This is a genomic window from Thauera sp. 28, assembly GCF_000310145.2.
GTDB classification, from domain to species: domain Bacteria; phylum Pseudomonadota; class Gammaproteobacteria; order Burkholderiales; family Rhodocyclaceae; genus Thauera; species Thauera mechernichensis.
Window position 1 is genome coordinate 41,429 of record NZ_AMXA01000004.1, and the last position, 17,598, is coordinate 59,026.

Consider the following 17,598-nt stretch of genomic DNA (forward strand, 5'->3'; position numbering starts at 1 on the left):
GTCCGAGTGTAGATGGTCCGAACAAGTTCGCTCGATCAACGTCCTTGCACGGAGCATTTGCAGCGGGTGGCGACGCCGGCCTCGTTCGTGGTCAGCCGGCAGGGCAGGCTGCCGCAGGCTTCAGCGCGCGCCGAAACGGTCCATGCGCCGGCGGTCGCGCTTGGTGGGGCGGCCATGCAGGTCGGCTCCGGGGGCCGCTGCGACCGTGCGCAGCGCGCGGGCGCGCTCGCGGGCGGCGACGCTCTCGGCCGTCTCTTCGTAGAGCGTCTGCGCAACGGTGGCCGAGCCGCGTTTGTCCGCGATCGCCCGCACGATGACCGTGCGGATGTCCTCGCCGATGGTGATGTCGAGCCGGTCGCCAGCCTTCACGTCACGCGCGGGCTTCACCGCGATGCCGTTGAGCTTGACCTTGCCGCCCTCGACGGCCTCGGTCGCACCGGTACGATGCTTGAAGAAGCGAGCGGCCCACAGCCACTTGTCGAGGCGGGTACGGGCGGTTTCGACAGGGTTGGTGGTGGTCTGGGGCATGGGCGGACAAAAAGGAAACGGCGCTGCCGACATTATCGGCAGCGCCGCGAGTGTGCGCAAAGCGGGTCGGCCGGCAATCCGCTCAGCCGATCATCCCCGCGCCCACGGTGTTGTTGGTGCTTTCGTCGATGATGATGAAGGCACCGGTTGCGCGGTTGTCGGCGTAGCGGTCGGCGACGATCGGCTGCGCGAGCTTGAGGCTGACGCGGGCGATGTCGTTCATGGCCAGGCCTGCGGTCTCCTCCTGCGCCAGGGTATTCACATCCAGCCGGTAGTCGATCCGGGCGACCTTGGCCTTCACCTCGCGCGTGGTGTGGCGCAGCAGGTAGGTGCGCGCGGGTGACAGCGGCGTCTCCGCCAGCCAGCACACGGTGGCGTCGATCTGCTTGACCGGCTCCGGCGCCTCGGCGGACTTGACGATGAGGTCGCCGCGCGAGATGTCGATCTCGTCCTCCAGCAGCAAGGTCACCGACTGCTCGTGGATCGCGCGCGGCAGGCGCTCGCCGCCGAGTTCGATCGCCTTCACCCGGCTGCTGGCGCCCGAGGGCAGTACCGTCACCGCATCGCCGACGGCGATCTCGCCCGACTCCACCCGGCCCATGAAGCCGCGGTAGTCGTGCAGCTCGGGGTTGGCGGAATCCTGCGGGCGGCACACGAACTGTACCGGGAAGCGGAAGTCCTCGGCCTGCTCGGTGTGGGCTGCGGGGGCGTTCTCGAGGACGTCGAGCAGGGTCGGGCCGTCGTACCAGGACAGGCGCTCGCCACGGTCGACGATCATGTCGCCCTCGAGTGCCGAGATCGGGATGAAGCGCAGGTCCTTGATGCCGAGCTTGGCGGCGAAGGCGAGGTATTCGGCCTTGATGCGCTCGAACACGGCCTGGTCGTAGTCGACCAGGTCCATCTTGTTGACCGCGACCACCAGGTGGGGGATGCCGACCAGGCTGGCGAGGTAGGAGTGGCGGCGGGTCTGGGTGAGCACACCCTTGCGGGCATCGATGAGGATGATGGCGAGGTTGGCGGTGGAGGCCGCGGTGACCATGTTGCGGGTGTACTGCTCGTGGCCGGGGGCGTCGGCGATGATGTACTTGCGCCGGCCGGTCGAGAAGTAGCGATAGGCGACGTCGATGGTGATGCCTTGCTCGCGCTCGGCCTGCAGCCCGTCGGTGAGCAGGGACAGGTCGACCGCGCTCATGCCACGCTTGGCCGAGGTCTTCTCGATGGCGTTCAGCGTGTCGGCGAGGATGGTCTTGGTGTCGAACAGCAGACGACCGATCAGGGTGCTCTTGCCGTCGTCGACGCTGCCGCAGGTGAGGAAGCGCAGCAGGCCGTTGTCGATCTCGGGCAGGTGTTCAAGGGCGGACATGGTCATGATTCCTTCAATTCTCTGTGTTCGGGCGCGGGTCAGAAGTAGCCTTCTTTCTTGCGCTGCTCCATCGACGCTTCCGAGGTCTGGTCGTCCATCCGCGTCGCGCCGCGCTCGGTGATCGTCGTCGTTGCCGTCTCGGCGAGGATCTTCTCGACCGTGTCGGCGTCGGACTCCACCGGCGCCGTGCAGGTGATGTCGCCGACGGTGCGGAAGCGCACCAGCACGTCCTCGACCACGTCGCCGTCCCTGGCCGGCGTCAGCTCGGTCACCGGCTGCAGCAGGCCGTTCTTGCGCACCACCGGGCGGGTGTGGGCGAAGTAGATCGACGGCAGCTCGAGCTGCTCGCGCTGGATGTACTGCCACACGTCGAGCTCGGTCCAGTTGCTGATCGGAAACGCCCGGATGTTCTCGCCCTTGTGCGAACGTGCGTTGTAGAGGTTCCACAGCTCGGGGCGCTGGTTCTTCGGGTCCCACTGACCGAACTCGTCGCGGAAGCTCATGATGCGCTCCTTGGCGCGCGCCTTCTCCTCGTCGCGGCGGGCGCCGCCGATGCAGGCGTCGAAGCCGAATTCCTCGATCGCCTCGAGCAGCGTCACCGACTGGTGCTTGTTGCGCGACTCGCCCGGGTGCTTGAGCACCACCGTGCCACGCGCCATCGAGTCCTCGACCGAGCGCACGATCAGGCGTTCGCCCAGCTCGGCGGCGCGCTTGTCGCGGAAGTCGGTCACTTCCTTGTAGTTGTGGCCGGTATCGATGTGCATCAGCGGGAAGGGGAAGCGGCCGGGGCGGAACGCCTTCTCGGCCAGGCGCAGCAGGCAGATGGAGTCCTTGCCGCCGGAGAACAGCAGCACCGGGTTGGCGCACTGGCCTGCGACCTCGCGCAGGATGTGGATGGCTTCGGCCTCGAGCCAGTCGAGGTGGGACAGCGTCTGTTTGGTGAGCGTCGACATGATTTGGTTACCGTTGCGGATGCTTGATCGGGTGCGAGCGCAAGGCGCGCAGGGCGGCCTTGAGGCCGGCGCGCAGGGCGCCGAGGCGGTGTTGCAGGCTGCGGCGACCGGCGCCGACGACCGGCGCGTGCGGGGCCTGGGCGGGGTGCTTGCCGTTCATCGCTTCAGCCCTTCTTGACGTGGAGGCCGCACTCCTTGGAGGCGGGGTCTTCCCACCACCAGCGCCCGGCGCGCACGTCCTCGCCCACGGCGACGGCGCGCGTGCAGGGCGCACAGCCGATGCTGGGGTAGAACTGGTCGTGCAGCGCGTTGTAGGGCACCTCGTGAAGGCGAATGTAGGCCCAGACTTCCGTCTCGCTCCAGTCCGACAGCGGGTTGAGCTTGTCCAGGCCGTTGGCGCTGTCGAACTCGCGCACCGGCAGGCCCGTGCGGGTCACCGACTGGGCGGCGCGCAGGCCGGTGATCCAGGCCTTCTTGCCGGCGAGCGCGCGGCGCAGCGGTTCCATCTTGCGCACGCCGCAGCAGGCCTTGCGCAGCTCGACCGAGTCGTAGAAGGCGTTGATGCCCTGGCTGCGCACGAAGGTCTCGACTGCGCTCGCGTCCGGGAAATAGATCTTGAGCTTGGTGCCATAGCGCTGCTCGACCTCGCCGATCAGGGTGTAGGTCTCGGCGGGCAGGCGGCCGGTGTCGAGCGAGAAGATCTCGATCGGCAGCGCGTTCGCCAGAATCAGGTCGGTCAGCACCATGTCCTCGGCGCCGAAGCTGTTGGCGAAGGCGAGCTCGCCGCCGGCACCGAACTCGGCCACCGCCTCGCGCAGAAAGGCCTGTGCTGCTGCGGCCTTGGCGCCTACGGTGGCGCGCAGCGCGTCGGTGAGCTCGGGGCGGGTCGCCGGGTTGGCGGCGGCCGGGCGCAACAGGGACACGCTGGCGTTCATCAGGCGGCTTCCTTGTGCAAAGGGGTGCGCGGCTGGCGGCGGAACAGCGGTTCCGGGCGATCGACCGCGCCCTGGTAGGGCTCGGAGAAGTCGCGCAGGCTGGCGAGCGCTGCCTCGAGCTGGGCGGCGCTGTACTTGCCTTCGCGCGGCTGCAGCACCGAGAAGCCGCAGCGCAGCAGGAAGAAGAACTGGTCGCGCAGCACGTCGCCGATCGCGCGCAATTCGCCGCCATAGCCATGGCGAGTGCGCAGCAGCGTGGCGATGGAGTAGCCGCGACCGTCGGCAAACTTGGGGAAGTCGACCGCAATCAGTGCCAGTGCGGACAGGTCGCCGGCGAGGACAGCCGGATCCTCGTTGCCGGCCAGCCATACGCCGAGCACGCCGGCTTCGGCCTGGGCGTGCAGTGCGTCGCGGCGCGCCAGCCACACCGCCAGCGGCACGATCACACGACCGGCGGGCAGGGCGACGGCAGCGGGGTCATCGCCCTCGGCCAGGCGCAGTACCGTCCATTCGTCGGCCTGGACGCGGCCACTCTTGATGATCTCAGACATGAGCGCTTTCTCCGGCTTGCTGGCGTGCGCTGCGTTCGGCATACACACGGGTCTTGAAGGATTCCACCCCGATGCGGCGCACGGTGTCGATGAAGCGCTCGTCATCCTGGCGGTTGTCGATGTAGTTGTTGATCAGCGAGCTGATCACGTCGGGCATCTCGGCGGCGGCAAAGGAGGGGCCGATCACCTTGCCGAGCGCGGCCTGGTTGCCCTGTTCGCCGCCGACGGTCACCTGATAGAACTCGGCGCCGTTCTTGTCCACGCCGAGGATGCCGATGTGGCCGACGTGATGGTGCCCACAGGCGTTCATGCAGCCCGAAATGTTGATCTCCAGTTCGCCGATGTCGAACAGATGGTCGAGGTCGTCGAAACGGTCCTGGATGGCGTTGGCGATCGGGATCGACTTGGCGTTGGCGAGCGCACAGAAGTCACCCCCCGGGCAGGCGATGATGTCGGTGAGCAGGCCGATGTTGGGCGTTGCCAGGCCGATCGCACGGGCGTCCTGCCACAGTTGATGCAGGTCGGCCTCGCGCACGCTGGCGAGCACGATGTTCTGCTCGTGGGTGCTGCGCACCTCGCCGAAGGCGTAGCGGTCGGCGAGATCGGCAACGGCGTCGAACTGCTCGGCGGTGAGGTCGCCCGGTGCCACGCCATAGGGCTTGAGCGACAGCACCACGCTGGCGTAGCCCGCCACACGGTGTCCGCGCACGCTGCGCCGCGCCCAGGCGGCGAAGGCCTTGTCCGCGACGAGCTGTGCGCGGTAGCCGGCGTCCGCCTCCAGTGCGCTCAGCACCGGGTCGTTGAAGCGGCTGGCGACACGGTCGATCTCGGCCTGGGTCAGCGTCGACGGGCCGTCCTTGAGGTGGGCGAACTCTTCCTCGACCTGGCGTGCGAACTCGGTCACGCCGAGCGCCTTCACCAGGATCTTGATGCGTGCCTTGTAGGCGTTGTCGCGCCGGCCGTGCAGGTTGTAGACGCGCAGGACGGCCTCGCAGTAGTTGAGGATCTGCTGCCAGGGCACGAAGGCGGCGACTTCCTCGCCGATGATCGGCGTGCGTCCCAGGCCGCCTCCCACCAGCACGCGGAAGCCCTGCTCGCCGGCGGCGTTGCGTACGATGTCCAGCCCGATGTCGTGCACCTGGATCACGGCGCGGTCTTCACGTGCGCCGTTGACCGCGATCTTGAACTTGCGCGGCAGGAAGGCGAATTCGGGGTGGAAGGTGCTCCACTGGCGAAGGATCTCGCACCACGGCCGCGGGTCGACGTGTTCGTCGGGGGCGACACCGGCGAAGGGGTCGGAGGTGACGTTGCGGATGCAGTTGCCCGAGGTCTGGATGGCGTGCATCTGCACTTTTGCCAGCAGATCGAGGATCTCGGGCACGTCTTCCAGGCGCGGCCAGTTGAACTGGATGTTCTGGCGCGTGGTGATGTGGCCGTAGCCGCGGTCGTAGGTGCGGGCGATATGGCCCAGGGTGCGCAGCTGCGTCGAGTTCAGGTTGCCATAGGGGACGGCGATGCGCAGCATCGGCGCGTGGCGCTGGATGTAGAGACCGTTCTGCAGGCGCAGGGGGCGGAACTCGTCCTCGCTGAGCTCCCCGGCCAGGTAGCGGCGGGTCTGGTCGGCGAACTGGGCGACGCGCTCATCGACGATGCGCTGGTCGTATTCGTCGTACTGGTACATGGCTGGACTCTCGATCTGGGGGTGCGGAGGGGCGTGTTCGTTGTGCGCTGCATCGTATCTTTGTCGTTTAGTTTGAAAAAGACATTTTGAGTTAGTATTCAAGAAGATTTGGTTATATAGGTGCGCGATGAACATCCAGCAGCTGCGCTATATCCAGGAAGTTGCCCGGCGCGGGCTCAACGTGTCCGATGCGGCCGACGCCTTGTTCACCTCGCAGCCCGGCGTGTCCAAGCAGATCCGCCTGCTCGAGTCCGAGCTGGGTATCGAGATCTTCGTGCGCCACGGCAAGCGCCTGGTCGATATCACCGAGCCGGGGCGGGCGGTGCTCGCCATTGCCGAGCGCGTGCTGCACGACCTCGGCAACCTTCAGCAGGTGGGCGAGGAGTTTGCCAACGAGGCCAGCGGTAGCCTGTCGATCGCCACCACCCACACGCAGGCGCGCTACGTGCTGCCCCGGGTGGTGCGCGACTTCATGCAGCGCTATCCGCAGGTCAGGCTGTCGCTGCACCAGGGCAATCCGCGCCAGGTGTGCGAGATGGTGCTCGACGGTACGGCCGACATCGCCATCGCCACTGAGGCCATCGCCGACTACGACGACCTCGTCATGCTGCCCTGCTACCAGTGGAACCGCTGCGTGGTGGCGACGCCGCGCCACCCGATCCTGCGCGAGTCGCCGCTCACCCTCGAGGCCATCGCGCGCTATCCGATCATCACCTATGACGACGCCTTCACCGGCCGCAGCCACATCAACAAGGCCTTCCTTGGGCGTGGGCTGAAGCCCAATGTGGTGCTCACGGCGATCGACTCGGATGTGATCAAGAAGTATGTCGAGCTCGACCTGGGTGTCGGCATCCTGGCGCGCATGGCCTATGACTCCGAAGAGGATCGCAAGCTCGGCATGGCGGACGCCTCGCATCTGTTCGAGTCGAGCACCACCCGCATTGGCCTGCGCAGGCGTGCGTGGCTGCGAGCGTACGTCTATGCCTTCATCGAAGGTTTCGCGCCGCACCTGACCCGACGCATGGTCGAGACCGCCGTGGCTGGCGGCGGGACCGATCCGGGGCTATGAACTGCGGCGCTGGCGCCGCATCAGCCGCGTTCGAACCAGCGCCGCAGGCGGGCGCCGCGCAGTCCTGCCGCCAGCCCCGCGATGAGGCGGACGCGCGCCTTGAGCGGATCGAGTCCGCCTGCGTTCAGCCAGTTGCCGGGCGTGCCGGCGCGCTGCGCGCTGACGCCGCCGCCACAGCGGCTGGCCAGCACCACGGGCACTGCGCTGGGCAGTGCATCGAGCGCCGGTCTCCAGCTCTCGGGCAGGCTGGCATTGCCGGGCAGGCCCAGCACCAGACCGGCGCCGCCGGTGAGCAGGCTGGCGCGCGCCAGCGCGCGCGCGACGGCGGAGGCCAGCGCTGGCGAGCTCCCTGCACCTACGGTCAGGAGTTCGACCGGCGGCAGGGTGACGACCTCGGCGGGCAGGGCGACGCGGCTGTAGCGGTTGGGCGTGAGCGCCTGCAGCGCTGCGTCGCTGGCCAGTACGCTGAGCGACTCGGGCGTGCTGAAAGCATCCACCGCTGTCGGGTGGCGCTTGGCGAGACTGGCCGCGGGCAGGATGCGGTCGCCCAGCACGGCCAGCACGCCCGCGCGTGCCGCGGCCGGGCGACAGGCCAGTTCGACCGCCTGGTAGAGGTTGAGCGGTCCGTCCGCTGACAGCGCCGTCGCCGGCCGCATCGCGGCGGTCATCACCACCGGCTTGGCCGCATTCACCGTGATCTGGAGAAAGTAGGCGGTCTCTTCCAGGGTGTCGGTGCCGTGGGTGATCACGATCCCGTCCACCCCCGGGAGCGCAGCGAGCATCTGTACCCGGCGCGACAGCACCAGCCAGTGCTGCGGCGTCATGTCCTTGCTGTCGATATTGAACAGCTGCTCGAAGGTCAGCTCGGCCAGGCGTGCAAGCTGCGGCACCGCCGCCACCAGGGCCTCGGCGCCGAGCTGGCCGGCGGTGTAGCCATGGGTGTCGGTTGCCGAACTGGCGGTGCCGGCGATCGTGCCGCCGGTGGCGAGCAGGACGATACGGGGTCTGCGGGGGCTGAGGGCTGTGCTCAATGCAGTCTCGGCGCGAGTGGGGAACAGGCGCGATTCTACGGGATCGCAGACATCTGCAGGTTTGCGCACGGTGGTCGCTCGGATGTGGCCTGGCAACCTGCCCCTGAGGATGACGCAGTGCACGCTTGCCCCGGCAATGCGCTCGTATACTCGTGCCAGTTACGATTCACTTATCCGTCCCGGTCCCAGATGACACCCGCTCTCCGCCCGCTCGCCCGCTGTCTTGCCATCGCCCTTGCCCTCGCCCTGCCGCTGACGCCGGCCCATGCAGACCCGGCGGCGGCCAGTCGCTATTACGAGGATGGTCTCAAGCGCTTCGAGAAGGATGATGTTGCCGGTGCGGTGATCCAGCTCAAGAACGCGTTGCAGCAGGACCGCAACATGCTTGCGGCGCAGTTGCTGCTCGGCCGCGCCTACCTGATCCAGGGCGAACTCGGGCCGGCCGAGGTCGCCTTCAACGAAGCGCTGCGTCTGGGGGTCGATCCGGCCGAGGTCACGGTTCCGCTGGGCGAGATCTATCTGCTGCAAGGGCGCCACGCCGAGTTGCTCGAGCGTGTGCGTGCGGACCGCGTGATCGGTGAGGCCCAGGTGCGGGTGCTGAGCATGCGCGGCAGGGCGCTGGCGGCAACAGGCTCGTTCGCAGAGGCCCAGCGCAGCTTTGCCGAGGCGCGTACGCTCGATCCTGCGTCGCCGGCGCCGCTCATCGCCGAAGTGCCGGTCCTGATCGCGGCTGGCCGCGTCGATCAGGCGCGCGAGCTCGCCAATGCGGCGGTCGCGCTTGCGCCGGGCAGCGCGGCGGCCTTCAACATGCGTGCGTCGGTGGCGCACGCGACCGGCGCCCTGGCTGAGGCGCTGGCCGACTACAGCAGTGCGCTCGAACTCGATCCGAAACATGTGGATGCACGCATCGCACGTGCCGGCATCCAGATCGACCTCGGCAATGAAGCGGCGGCGGCCGAAGATCTCGCGCGCCTGGCGGTCGATGTGCCCACCGAGCCGCGCTCGAACTTCCTGCGTGCGCTGCTCGCGGGACGACGGGGCGATCGTCAGGCCGAGGCCGCACTGCTGACAGAGGTCGCGCGTGTCGTCGATACCTTGCCCGCCGAGTGGCTGGCGAGCCAGGAGCAGTTGCTGATGGCCGGTGGCCTCGCGCACTACTCGAGCGGCCAGCTCGAGAAGGCGCGCAAGTACCTCGAAGTGCTGGTCGCGCGCTATCCGCGCAACGCTGGCGCCCGCAAGCTGCTTGCTGCCGTGCATATGGATGGCGAGGACTACGCGCGCGCCCAGCTCTTGCTCGAGAGTGTGCTGCGCGACAGTCCGGCCGATGCGCAAGCCTTGTTCCTGATCGGACGTATCCATCTCGCACTCGGGCGCAATGCGCGCGCGGTGGAGGCGCTCGAGCGCGCTGTCGCCGGTGGCGAGCAGGGTGCAGGGGCGCTGGCTTCGCTCAGTCAAGGGCTGTTGCGCACCGGCGAGCGTGCGGCGGCGCTGGAAGCCCTCACACAGGCTTTCGACAAGCTGCCTGCTGACTTCGGCCTCGCTTCCGGGCTGGCCACGCTGCGCCTGCGCAGTGGCGATGTGGCGGGGGCGCTTGATGTCGCTGGTCGCCATGTCGCCGCAGGTGCGCAGGGGGCGGAGGCGCTGCACCTGCTCGGGCAGATGCAGGCGGCCAGCGGTGATGTGGTTGCGGCGCGCAAGTCCTTCGAGTCTGCCTTGTTGTCGCAAGGCGATTTCCTGCCTGCGCAGGTTGGCCTCTTGCGGCTGGATGTGCGTGCGGGCGCATTCGATCAGGCGCGGCGCGCGCTCGACCCCTTGTTGCGCAAGCATCGCCACGACGCCGGGCTGATGTACGAGTATGTGCTGCTCGAGCGCAGGGCGGGGCGGCTGGCAGAGGCCGAGCGCTGGGCGGAGAAGGCGCTTGCCGAGGCAAGCGACAACCTTCAGTACGGCCTCACCCTGATCGAACTGCGCTCGGCGGCCGGTAACCGCGACGGCGCGCGTGAGGTGGCGCGAGCACTGGCGGCGCGGCGTGCGGGCGACCTGGTCGCGCTAGCGGCGCTCGCGCAGACCGAGATCGACGCCGGGGACAACCGCGCCGCTCAGCAGGTGCTGCGCGAGATGGTGCGCGCTGCCGGCTTCGATACCGCACACCTGGTACGCATCGGGTACATGCAACTGGCTGCGGCCGATCCTGTTGCCGCGCGCTACTCGGCCGACAAGGCACTGCAAGGCCGGCCAGATGATCTCGACGCGCTCGTGCTTGCCGTAGAGGCGGCGGTCGCCGAGCGCAACATCGTGCTTGCAGCGGGCTACCTTGAGCGCGTGCTTGCAGCGCACCCGAACCATTTCGAGCGCTATCGCCTGGCTGGTGATCTCGCCCGCGAGCGGGGCGAGCATGCAGAGGCGGCGCGCCTGTTCCGTGAGGCGATGGCGCGTGCTCCATCCACGGCATTGCTGTACCGGCTTGCGGACGTCCATGTCCGTCAGGGTGAGCCGGTGCAGGCGCTTGCCCCGGTGCGCGCGCGCGTGCAGCAGGCGCCGGGCGATATCGCCGCGCGCGAGCTGCTGGCCGAGCTGCTGATGCGCAGCGGCCAGCTGCGCGAGGCCCGCGAAACCTATGAAGCCTTGGTTGCGGCGGGCCGTACCAGCGCTGCCGTGCGCAACAACCTCGCCATCGTGCTGCTGGAGCTGGGCGAAGGCGATCCGCTCGCCCATGCCAGCGAGGCGCTGCGCCTTGCGCCGGGCGACGCCGCGGTGATGGACACCATGGGGTGGGTCCTGGCCTCGCTGCAGCGCTACGAGGAATCGATGCGCTACCTGCGCGATGCCCGCCTGCGCGCGCCGAACAATGCCGAGATTCGCTGGCACTTGGCCTACGTGCTGGCGAAGATGGGGCGTCGGGGAGAGGCAGCGGATGAGCTGAAGGCTGCGCTTGCCATGCCGGGTGAGTTTTCCTGGCGCGGCGAGGCGCGGGCACTGCTTGCCGAACTGGGCGCAAAATAGTCGGAAGTTTTTACACTTGCTCGCGGCAAGGCCAAATGTTTTTGAGCATGTTATTGTTTTCAAAGAAATTGTTTTTTATGGCATGAAGTGTGCTTCAGTGTCGTGAAAGCAGTAGAAAAGAACTACGTGAGAAGGTAAAAAAGATGAATCACAAACAGCTCGCATGTGCGTTGGTGACTGCAGGCCTGGCCTTGGGTTCGGGCGCGGCAAGCGCCTCGACGACGTGGAATCTCAATACGTCGACCACCGTGCCCGCAATGAGCGCGTGGTACAACTTGAACGATGGAAAGCTCGGCTCCGGTGCGGTTACCAAGTGGGACGGCGGTGTCGGCGTGCAGCATCTCGGTGCAGACGGCAAAGCCGGTGGTAGCAACGGCAACGCCGACGAAACGCTCTCAGCGCCTGAGCATGCGATGGATACGAACGGCCGCTTCGAGTCCCTGCTGCTCAATTTCGGGCCGCAGGAGGTCAAACTCGACAAGGTGAGCATTGGCTGGGTCCAGACCGACTCCGATTTCTTCCTGCTCGCCTACACTGGCGCCACGCCTTTCTCCGGTAGTCTCGCCAACAACACGTACGCGAATCTCTTGAGTAGCGGCTGGTCGCTGGTCGGCAACTATGCCAACGGCGCGTCCACCGGGACTTACAACACCGGCGCCTCGGTGTATTCGAGCTTCTGGCTCATCGGTGCCGGTGCGATCTCGGCTTCGGGCGTCACCAACGGTGACGGCAGGCACGACTACATCAAGATCGCATCAGTTGCAGGTGTCACCAAGATCCCGCCCCCGCCTCCGCCGTCGGGCGTCCCCGAACCCGGCTCGCTGGCCCTCGCCGGCCTGGGTCTGCTTGGCCTGGTCGCGACGCGCCGGCGCTGGAAGTCGGCCTGATCGGTCTGCAAGCATCAAACAAAAGAGGCGCCCGCGGGCGCCTCTTTTGTTTGGCGGTGCGCCGCGCTCAATCCTGTGCGGCGTCCTCCTGCTGCTGCAGCAGCCACATCTGCGCATAGGCGCCGCCCTTGGCGAGCAGCGGCGTATGGCGACCGCGCTCGACGATGCGGCCCTTGTCGAGCACGATGATTTCGTCGGCGTCCATGATCGTCGACAGGCGGTGGGCGATCACCAGCGCGGTGCGGCCCTGCGCAGCGAGCTCGATCTGCGCCTGGATCGCCTTTTCGGTTCGCGAGTCGAGCGCGGAGGTGGCCTCGTCGAAGATCAGGATGGCGGGGTTCTTCAATAGCGCGCGCGCGATCGCCACGCGCTGCTTTTCGCCGCCGGACAGTTTCAGGCCGCGCTCGCCGACCCGCGTCTCGTAGCCGTCGGGCAGCTGGTGGATGAAGTCTTCCAGCTGTGCCGCACGTGCGGCGGCCTCGACCTCTTCGCGACTGGCGCCGGGACGGCCGTACTGGATGTTGTAGTACAGGGTGTCGTTGAACAGCACCGTGTCCTGCGGGACGATGCCGATCGCTGCGCGCAGGCTGTCCTGGCTGAGGTTGCGCAGGTCGTGGCCGTTGATGCAGATGGCGCCGCCCTGCACGTCGTAGAAGCGGTAGAGCAGGCGGGCGAGGGTGGACTTGCCCGAGCCCGAGTGCCCCACCACCGCCACCGTGTGCCCGGCCGGAATGCCGAAATCGACGTCGAACAGGATCGGCCGCTTGGCGTCGTAGGCGAAGCTCACGTTCTCGAAGCGCACGCTCGCCGGGCCCGCTGGCAGTGTGCGCGCGTCGGGCGCGTCCGCGATCTCGCGCTGGGTGTGCATGAGGCCGAACATGCGCTCGATATCGGTGAGCGCCTGGCGGATCTCGCGGTAGAGCACGCCGAGGAAGTTGAGCGGGATGTAGAGCTGGATCATGAAGGCATTCACGAGCACGATGTCGCCGATCGTCATCTCGCCGCTGGCCACCCGGATCGCCGCCTGCCACATCATCGCCGTCACCGCGACCGCGATGATCGCCGCCTGGCCGACGTTGAGCGCCGACAGCGAATACTGGTTGGTGACCTGGGCCTTGGTCCATTTCTGCAGCTGCTCGTCGTAGCGTCTGGCCTCGAATTCCTCGTTGTTGAAGTACTTCACTGTCTCGTAGTTGATCAGGCTGTCGATTGCGCGCGCGTTGGCGGCGGAGTCGAGCTCGTTGGCCTGGCGTCGCAGCGCGGTGCGCCAGTTGGTCACCTTCACGGTAAAGGTGATGTAGATCGTCAGCGCGCTGAGCGTGATGAGCGCGAACACGGCGTCGTAGCTCACCAGCAGGATGCCGATCACCATGCCGATCTCGATCAGCGTGGGCAGGATGGAGTACAGCGTGTAGCTGATCAGTGAGCCGATCGAGCGTGTGCCGCGCTCGATGTCCCGCGTCAGCCCGCCCGTCTGGCGTTCCAGATGAAAGCGCAGCGACAGCGCGTGCAGATGGCGGAATACGCGCAGCGAAATCTCGCGCACCGCCTGCTGGGTTACGCGCGCGAACACCACCTCGCGCAACTCGGTGAGTAGCGAGGTCGAGAAGCGCAGCACGCCGTAGGCCAGCAGGAGCGTGGCCGGCACGACGATGAAGGCCTGCTCGGGCGTGATCGTGAGGCCGTCGATCAGGTGCTTGAAGACCAGCGGCACCGACACGTTGGCGCCCTTGGCGGCGACCAGGCAGGCGAGCGCGAACAGCACCCGGCCCTTGTAGGCCCAGATGAAGGGGATCAGGCTCTTGAGAGTCTGCCAGTCGCGGCGTTCGGTGGGTTCGGGGCCGGGCAGGGCGGCGGAGGGGGCGCGTCTCATCAGGGGGTCCAGTTCGGCTTGGGCGCAGGGCAAGGGCGGATGCCGGCAGCGGATTCTGTTGGCAGGGCCGGCCGGCGTCAAATCCGCAGCGGTTTGAGCGCCTGAGCAGATCGTGCCATGTGGAAAATTTCCTTCTCCCCGCTTGACTTGAGCGCAGGAGTTTGTACTATTCAAACAAACGTTTGAATTAGAAAAATGGATGCGCCCATCAGCAGGTATCAATCGGTTGATGCGGTCTTTCCCCAAAGAGATAAGTGTTTATCCCGAGGAGACAGCGCGGTTGCCTCTGCGCATGCTCTGCCCTTGGGCGCCGCAAACGGCCGGATGCCGTCTGCGGATGCATTTGATTGCAGCACCCAGATACACCCGCCCGCTACAGAGTGCGGGGTTGCCACCGAGGAGGAGTCAAATGAGTCGGATCAAGCATCGAGCAGCATCGCACCGCCCCGCACTGGCACTAAGCACCCTGGCCTCAGCCGTCGTGCTCGCCTTTGCTGCGCCTGCCAGCGTGCACGCCTTCGAATTCACCAGCGCCAGCGGCGAGGTGACAGGCAGCTTCGATACCACCCTGTCGGTGGGTGGGCTGTGGCGGATGCAGGGTAGGGATGCTTCGCTGGTCGGGATTACGAACGGCGGAACCTCTCGCTCAGTGAACGAAGATGACGGCAATCTCAACTATGACAAAGGCGATCTGGTTTCGCTTGCTTTAAAGGCCACTCACGATCTAGAGCTGAACTACCGAAATTACGGTGCGTTTGTTCGGGCGTCGTACTTCTATGACCATGCTGTCATGAACAAGAGCGGCTTGAGTGACGCGGCACGCAGCCAGACAGGCCGTGACTTTGAATTGCTTGATGCCTATGTTCGTGGTCGCTTCGACGTGGGGGGGCGCGCGCTCAATGTTCGTTTGGGTAACCAGGTGGTCAACTGGGGGGAGAGTACGTTCATTCAGAACGGCATCAATGTGCTGAATCCGGTGAACGTCAGCCGGCTAAGAATTCCTGGTTCAGAGCTTCGCGAAGGCTTGATTCCCACCAATATGCTTTGGGCGTCTCAGGATCTTACAGACCGCTTGTCAGTTGAGGCGACTCTGATGCTTGAGTGGGAAAAAACGAAGATCGATCCGGCAGGAACTTTCTTTAGTAACAACGATTACTTGAGCCCTGGGGCGAATAATGTGTTTGTCGGATTTGGTCGCAGGAAAGATCTGGGGACGCCAGCCACTAATCCGGTGCCGCCAGTTGGGCCTTCGGCTGCCCTTTATCCCGTAACTGAAGCACTTGCTGGGCCGTTCGATCCCGAGGCGGCTGTGTGGGCGCCGCGCAGCCCGGATCGAAAGGCAAGAGATGGAGGCCAGTTCGGCCTTGCGGCTCGTTACTTCGCTGATCACCTAAATAACACCGAGTTCGGTCTTTATCACGTTCGCTATCACAGTAGAACGCCCTTCGCCTCCGGTATAAAAGGAGAGCCAACGACCGCCTTGACGGGAACAGGGACGCTCGTTCCGGTTCCTGTTCCCGGAGTTGGTGTTGTGAATTTGCCGCTTGATCAGGTGTTGTCGCAACGAGGTACTGCGCGCTATTTCGCAGACTATCCGGAAGACATTCGTCTCTGGGGTATTAGTTTCAATACGCCTGGCCCAGCAGGGATTGCCTTGCAGGGCGAGTATTCATACCGTCCAAACCAGCCGCTTCAGATTGCTGCGCCTGAGCTATTGCTGGCAGCGCTTGGGCAGGCTAACCAGATCCCGGGTACCGACGCGATACCGGTTGGAGGAGAGATCACAGGCTATCGCCGGGTGAAGATGCACCAGTTGCAATTGAGTGCCACGAAAGCAGTTCCTCAGATGGCGGGTGCCGATCAGGTCGTCATGGTCGGCGAGGTGGGTTACACGAGGCTCAGCTTGCCGGCTGGCATCCCCTTCAATGTGTCTGGCGTCTATCTTCCGGCTCCGGGCTCGGCGACACAGACTTCATTCGGTTCGACTCAGTCGTATTTCGCCACTGAGAGCTCATGGGGGTATCGACTTGTCGCGCGGGCCGATTATACGAACATCCTTGCCGGAGCAACGGTTTCCCCCCGCGTCGCGTTTGCTCATGATGTGAACGGACGCAGCCCCACTTTCAACGAGGGAGCGAAGGCCTTGACGCTCGGGGTAGGCGTCAATTACCGACAGAACTGGCAAGCGGATATTGCCTATACCGCGTTCTTTGGGGGCAAGACGATCTCAGGCGTAGACCCGACTTCAAGCCCGGCTGCGGGTTTTCCCGCGGGGACTCAGAGCCCGAGCTATGCAAGCAGCACCAATCCCCTTAAAGACCGCGACTTCCTGTCGATCAGCGTCAGCTATTCGTTCTGAGCACCACACCGGATCTGGAGACAAACGACATGCGCAAGACTTTCACGATTCTCGGCGCGGCGCTCGCGGTGGCGCTGTCCGCGCCGGCATTGGCCGACGCTTCACGACTGGGTAAGGACCTGACGCCGATGGGTGCGGAGCGGGCGGGCAACGCGGCGGGCACCATCCCCGCCTGGGACGGCGGCCTCGCCTCGGCGCCGGCCGGGCATCAGGCGGGCGGACACTATGCAGACCCCTTCGCCGCTGACAAGCCGCTATTCACCATCGATGCGGCCAACGTCGATCAGCACGCCGACAAGCTCACCCCGGGCCAGGTGGCGATGCTCAAGACCTACTCGACGTGGAAGATGAACGTCTACCCCACGCGGCGCAGCGCGGCCTTCCCGCAGGGGCACTACGACCAGACCATCGCCAATGCCAGTCGCGCCAAGCTGGTCGATGGTGGGCGCACGATCGAAGGCACGACCGGCGGCATCCCTTTCCCGATTCCGCAGGATGGCGCCGAGGCGATCTGGAACCACCTTGCACGCTACCGCGGCGAGTCCTACGCGATGAACTGGAGCCAGGCCGCGGTGACGCGACAGGGCACCTACACGCCGGTGCGCTTCGAGTACCAGTACGACTTCCACTATGGCAGCCTGAGCAAGTCGCCGGAGCAGATCGAGCAGGGCAAGCTGTTCAACTTCCTGCAGACGGTGACCGCACCCGCTCGCCTGGCGGGGCAGATCCTGCTCGTGCATGAGTTCCTCGACCGCCGCCAGGCGTGGACCTACAACCCGGGCCAGCGCCGTGTGCGCCTGGCACCGAACGTGGCCTACGACAACCCGGGCACGGCGGCCGATGGCCTGCGTACCAACGACGACTTCGACATGTACAACGGCGCCATCGACCGTTACGACTGGAAGCTGGTGGGCAAGAAGGAGATCTACGTCCCCTACAACGCCTACAAGCTGGTCGGCAACACGGTGAAGATGGCCGATGTGCTGCAGGCCGGGCACCTCAACCCGGAGCTGGCGCGTTACGAGCTGCACCGCGTGTGGGTGGTGGATGCCACGCTGAAGGACGGCACCAGCCACAGCTACAAGCGCCGCACCTTCTACCTCGACGAGGACTCGTGGTCGATTCTCGCCATCGATAAGTACGACGCCCGCGACCAGCTGTGGCGCGTCTCCGAGCTGCACACCATCAACTGGTTCGACATTCCGATGCTGTACCCCAGCCTCGAGGTGCACCACGACCTGCAGTCCGGCCGCTACATCGCCATGGGCCTGCGCAATGACGAGCCGCGCGTGTATAGCGTGATCGACGCCCGTCCGGCCGACTTCACGCCTTCGGGCCTGCGCGGCGTCGGTACGCGCTGATCCT

General features: G+C 66.0%; 14 protein-coding genes. 5 read left to right on the forward strand and 9 right to left on the reverse strand.

Translation table 11 applies throughout. The features are described 5' to 3' along the window. Positions 1–120: 120 nt before the first annotated feature. The 7 genes from C662_RS04880 to C662_RS04905 form a co-directional block, all read right to left on the reverse strand. On the reverse strand, positions 121–528 hold the full coding sequence (locus C662_RS04880) for an RNA-binding S4 domain-containing protein (RefSeq protein ID WP_002925701.1): 408 nt from the start codon (positions 526–528) through the stop codon (positions 121–123). 82 nt (positions 529–610) lie between these two features. Continuing rightward, positions 611–1,891: a sulfate adenylyltransferase subunit CysN gene (gene cysN / locus C662_RS04885; RefSeq protein WP_002925703.1), complete on the reverse strand. Its 1,281-nt coding sequence runs from the start codon at positions 1,889–1,891 to the stop codon at positions 611–613. Between the two features lie 38 nt (positions 1,892–1,929). Continuing rightward, the gene (gene cysD / locus C662_RS04890; RefSeq protein WP_002925704.1) at positions 1,930–2,844 is read right to left on the reverse strand and encodes a sulfate adenylyltransferase subunit CysD; all 915 of its coding nucleotides are present in this window, start codon (positions 2,842–2,844) and stop codon (positions 1,930–1,932) included. Positions 2,845–2,851: 7 nt separating this feature from the next. After that, positions 2,852–3,004: a hypothetical protein gene (locus tag C662_RS20425; protein WP_002925707.1), complete on the reverse strand. Its 153-nt coding sequence runs from the start codon at positions 3,002–3,004 to the stop codon at positions 2,852–2,854. Between the two features lie 4 nt (positions 3,005–3,008). Continuing rightward, entirely contained in the window at positions 3,009–3,779 is a 771-nt protein-coding gene (locus C662_RS04895) for a phosphoadenylyl-sulfate reductase (RefSeq protein WP_002925716.1), read from the reverse strand. After that, positions 3,779–4,330 (reverse strand): DUF934 domain-containing protein, encoded by a 552-nt coding sequence (locus tag C662_RS04900; RefSeq protein WP_002925719.1) that lies wholly within the window; start codon positions 4,328–4,330, stop codon positions 3,779–3,781. Before C662_RS04900 ends, C662_RS04895 begins: the two co-directional genes overlap by 1 nt. Beyond that, positions 4,323–6,011, reverse strand: coding sequence for a nitrite/sulfite reductase (locus C662_RS04905; protein ID WP_002925721.1), 1,689 nt, complete (start codon positions 6,009–6,011; stop codon positions 4,323–4,325). Before C662_RS04905 ends, C662_RS04900 begins: the two co-directional genes overlap by 8 nt. Before the next feature lie 127 nt (positions 6,012–6,138). On the opposite strand from C662_RS04905, the gene cysB reads away from it, so the two are divergent. Further along, the gene (cysB, locus tag C662_RS04910; protein ID WP_002925724.1) at positions 6,139–7,080 is read left to right on the forward strand and encodes an HTH-type transcriptional regulator CysB; all 942 of its coding nucleotides are present in this window, start codon (positions 6,139–6,141) and stop codon (positions 7,078–7,080) included. A 20-nt stretch (positions 7,081–7,100) separates the two neighbouring features. Here the strand turns inward: cysB and C662_RS04915 are convergent, their stop codons facing one another. Continuing rightward, positions 7,101–8,111, reverse strand: coding sequence for an asparaginase (locus tag C662_RS04915; RefSeq protein ID WP_002925725.1), 1,011 nt, complete (start codon positions 8,109–8,111; stop codon positions 7,101–7,103). 189 nt (positions 8,112–8,300) lie between these two features. Here C662_RS04915 and prsT point away from each other — a divergent pair, with 189 nt between their 5' ends. Both prsT and xdp1 read left to right on the forward strand, forming a co-directional pair. Continuing rightward, the gene (gene prsT, locus C662_RS04920) at positions 8,301–11,114 is read left to right on the forward strand and encodes an XrtA/PEP-CTERM system TPR-repeat protein PrsT (protein ID WP_002925726.1); all 2,814 of its coding nucleotides are present in this window, start codon (positions 8,301–8,303) and stop codon (positions 11,112–11,114) included. A gap of 143 nt (positions 11,115–11,257) precedes the next feature. Beyond that, a complete protein-coding gene (gene xdp1, locus C662_RS04925) occupies positions 11,258–12,001 on the forward strand; it encodes an exosortase-dependent surface protein XDP1 (protein ID WP_002925727.1) in 744 nt (247 codons plus the stop codon). A 67-nt stretch (positions 12,002–12,068) separates the two neighbouring features. On the opposite strand, the gene C662_RS04930 is transcribed toward xdp1, so the two are convergent. After that, positions 12,069–13,874: an ABCB family ABC transporter ATP-binding protein/permease gene (locus tag C662_RS04930; RefSeq protein WP_002925728.1), complete on the reverse strand. Its 1,806-nt coding sequence runs from the start codon at positions 13,872–13,874 to the stop codon at positions 12,069–12,071. Between the two features lie 409 nt (positions 13,875–14,283). Here C662_RS04930 and C662_RS04935 point away from each other — a divergent pair, with 409 nt between their 5' ends. Together C662_RS04935 and C662_RS04940 are read left to right on the forward strand one after the other, a co-directional pair. Further along, positions 14,284–16,233: a DUF1302 domain-containing protein gene (locus C662_RS04935; protein WP_037984170.1), complete on the forward strand. Its 1,950-nt coding sequence runs from the start codon at positions 14,284–14,286 to the stop codon at positions 16,231–16,233. A gap of 29 nt (positions 16,234–16,262) precedes the next feature. After that, complete coding sequence (locus C662_RS04940) at positions 16,263–17,594, forward strand: DUF1329 domain-containing protein (RefSeq protein ID WP_002925730.1); 1,332 nt, start codon at positions 16,263–16,265, stop codon at positions 17,592–17,594. The last annotated feature ends 4 nt before the right edge of the window (positions 17,595–17,598 follow it).

Bases quoted from the DNA above. Each gene is read 5' to 3' on its own strand.
- C662_RS04880 (WP_002925701.1), bottom strand. From the start codon at position 528: ATGCCCCAGACCACCACCAACCCTGTCGAAACCGCCCGTACCCGCCTC.
- cysN (WP_002925703.1), bottom strand. From the start codon at position 1,891: ATGTCCGCCCTTGAACACCTGCCCGAGATCGACAACGGCCTGCTGCGC.
- cysD (WP_002925704.1), bottom strand. From the start codon at position 2,844: ATGTCGACGCTCACCAAACAGACGCTGTCCCACCTCGACTGGCTCGAG.
- C662_RS20425 (WP_002925707.1), bottom strand. From the start codon at position 3,004: ATGAACGGCAAGCACCCCGCCCAGGCCCCGCACGCGCCGGTCGTCGGC.
- C662_RS04895 (WP_002925716.1), bottom strand. From the start codon at position 3,779: ATGAACGCCAGCGTGTCCCTGTTGCGCCCGGCCGCCGCCAACCCGGCG.
- C662_RS04900 (WP_002925719.1), bottom strand. From the start codon at position 4,330: ATGTCTGAGATCATCAAGAGTGGCCGCGTCCAGGCCGACGAATGGACG.
- C662_RS04905 (WP_002925721.1), bottom strand. From the start codon at position 6,011: ATGTACCAGTACGACGAATACGACCAGCGCATCGTCGATGAGCGCGTC.
- cysB (WP_002925724.1), top strand. From the start codon at position 6,139: ATGAACATCCAGCAGCTGCGCTATATCCAGGAAGTTGCCCGGCGCGGG.
- prsT (WP_002925726.1), top strand. From the start codon at position 8,301: ATGACACCCGCTCTCCGCCCGCTCGCCCGCTGTCTTGCCATCGCCCTT.
- xdp1 (WP_002925727.1), top strand. From the start codon at position 11,258: ATGAATCACAAACAGCTCGCATGTGCGTTGGTGACTGCAGGCCTGGCC.
- C662_RS04930 (WP_002925728.1), bottom strand. From the start codon at position 13,874: ATGAGACGCGCCCCCTCCGCCGCCCTGCCCGGCCCCGAACCCACCGAA.
- C662_RS04935 (WP_037984170.1), top strand. From the start codon at position 14,284: ATGAGTCGGATCAAGCATCGAGCAGCATCGCACCGCCCCGCACTGGCA.
- C662_RS04940 (WP_002925730.1), top strand. From the start codon at position 16,263: ATGCGCAAGACTTTCACGATTCTCGGCGCGGCGCTCGCGGTGGCGCTG.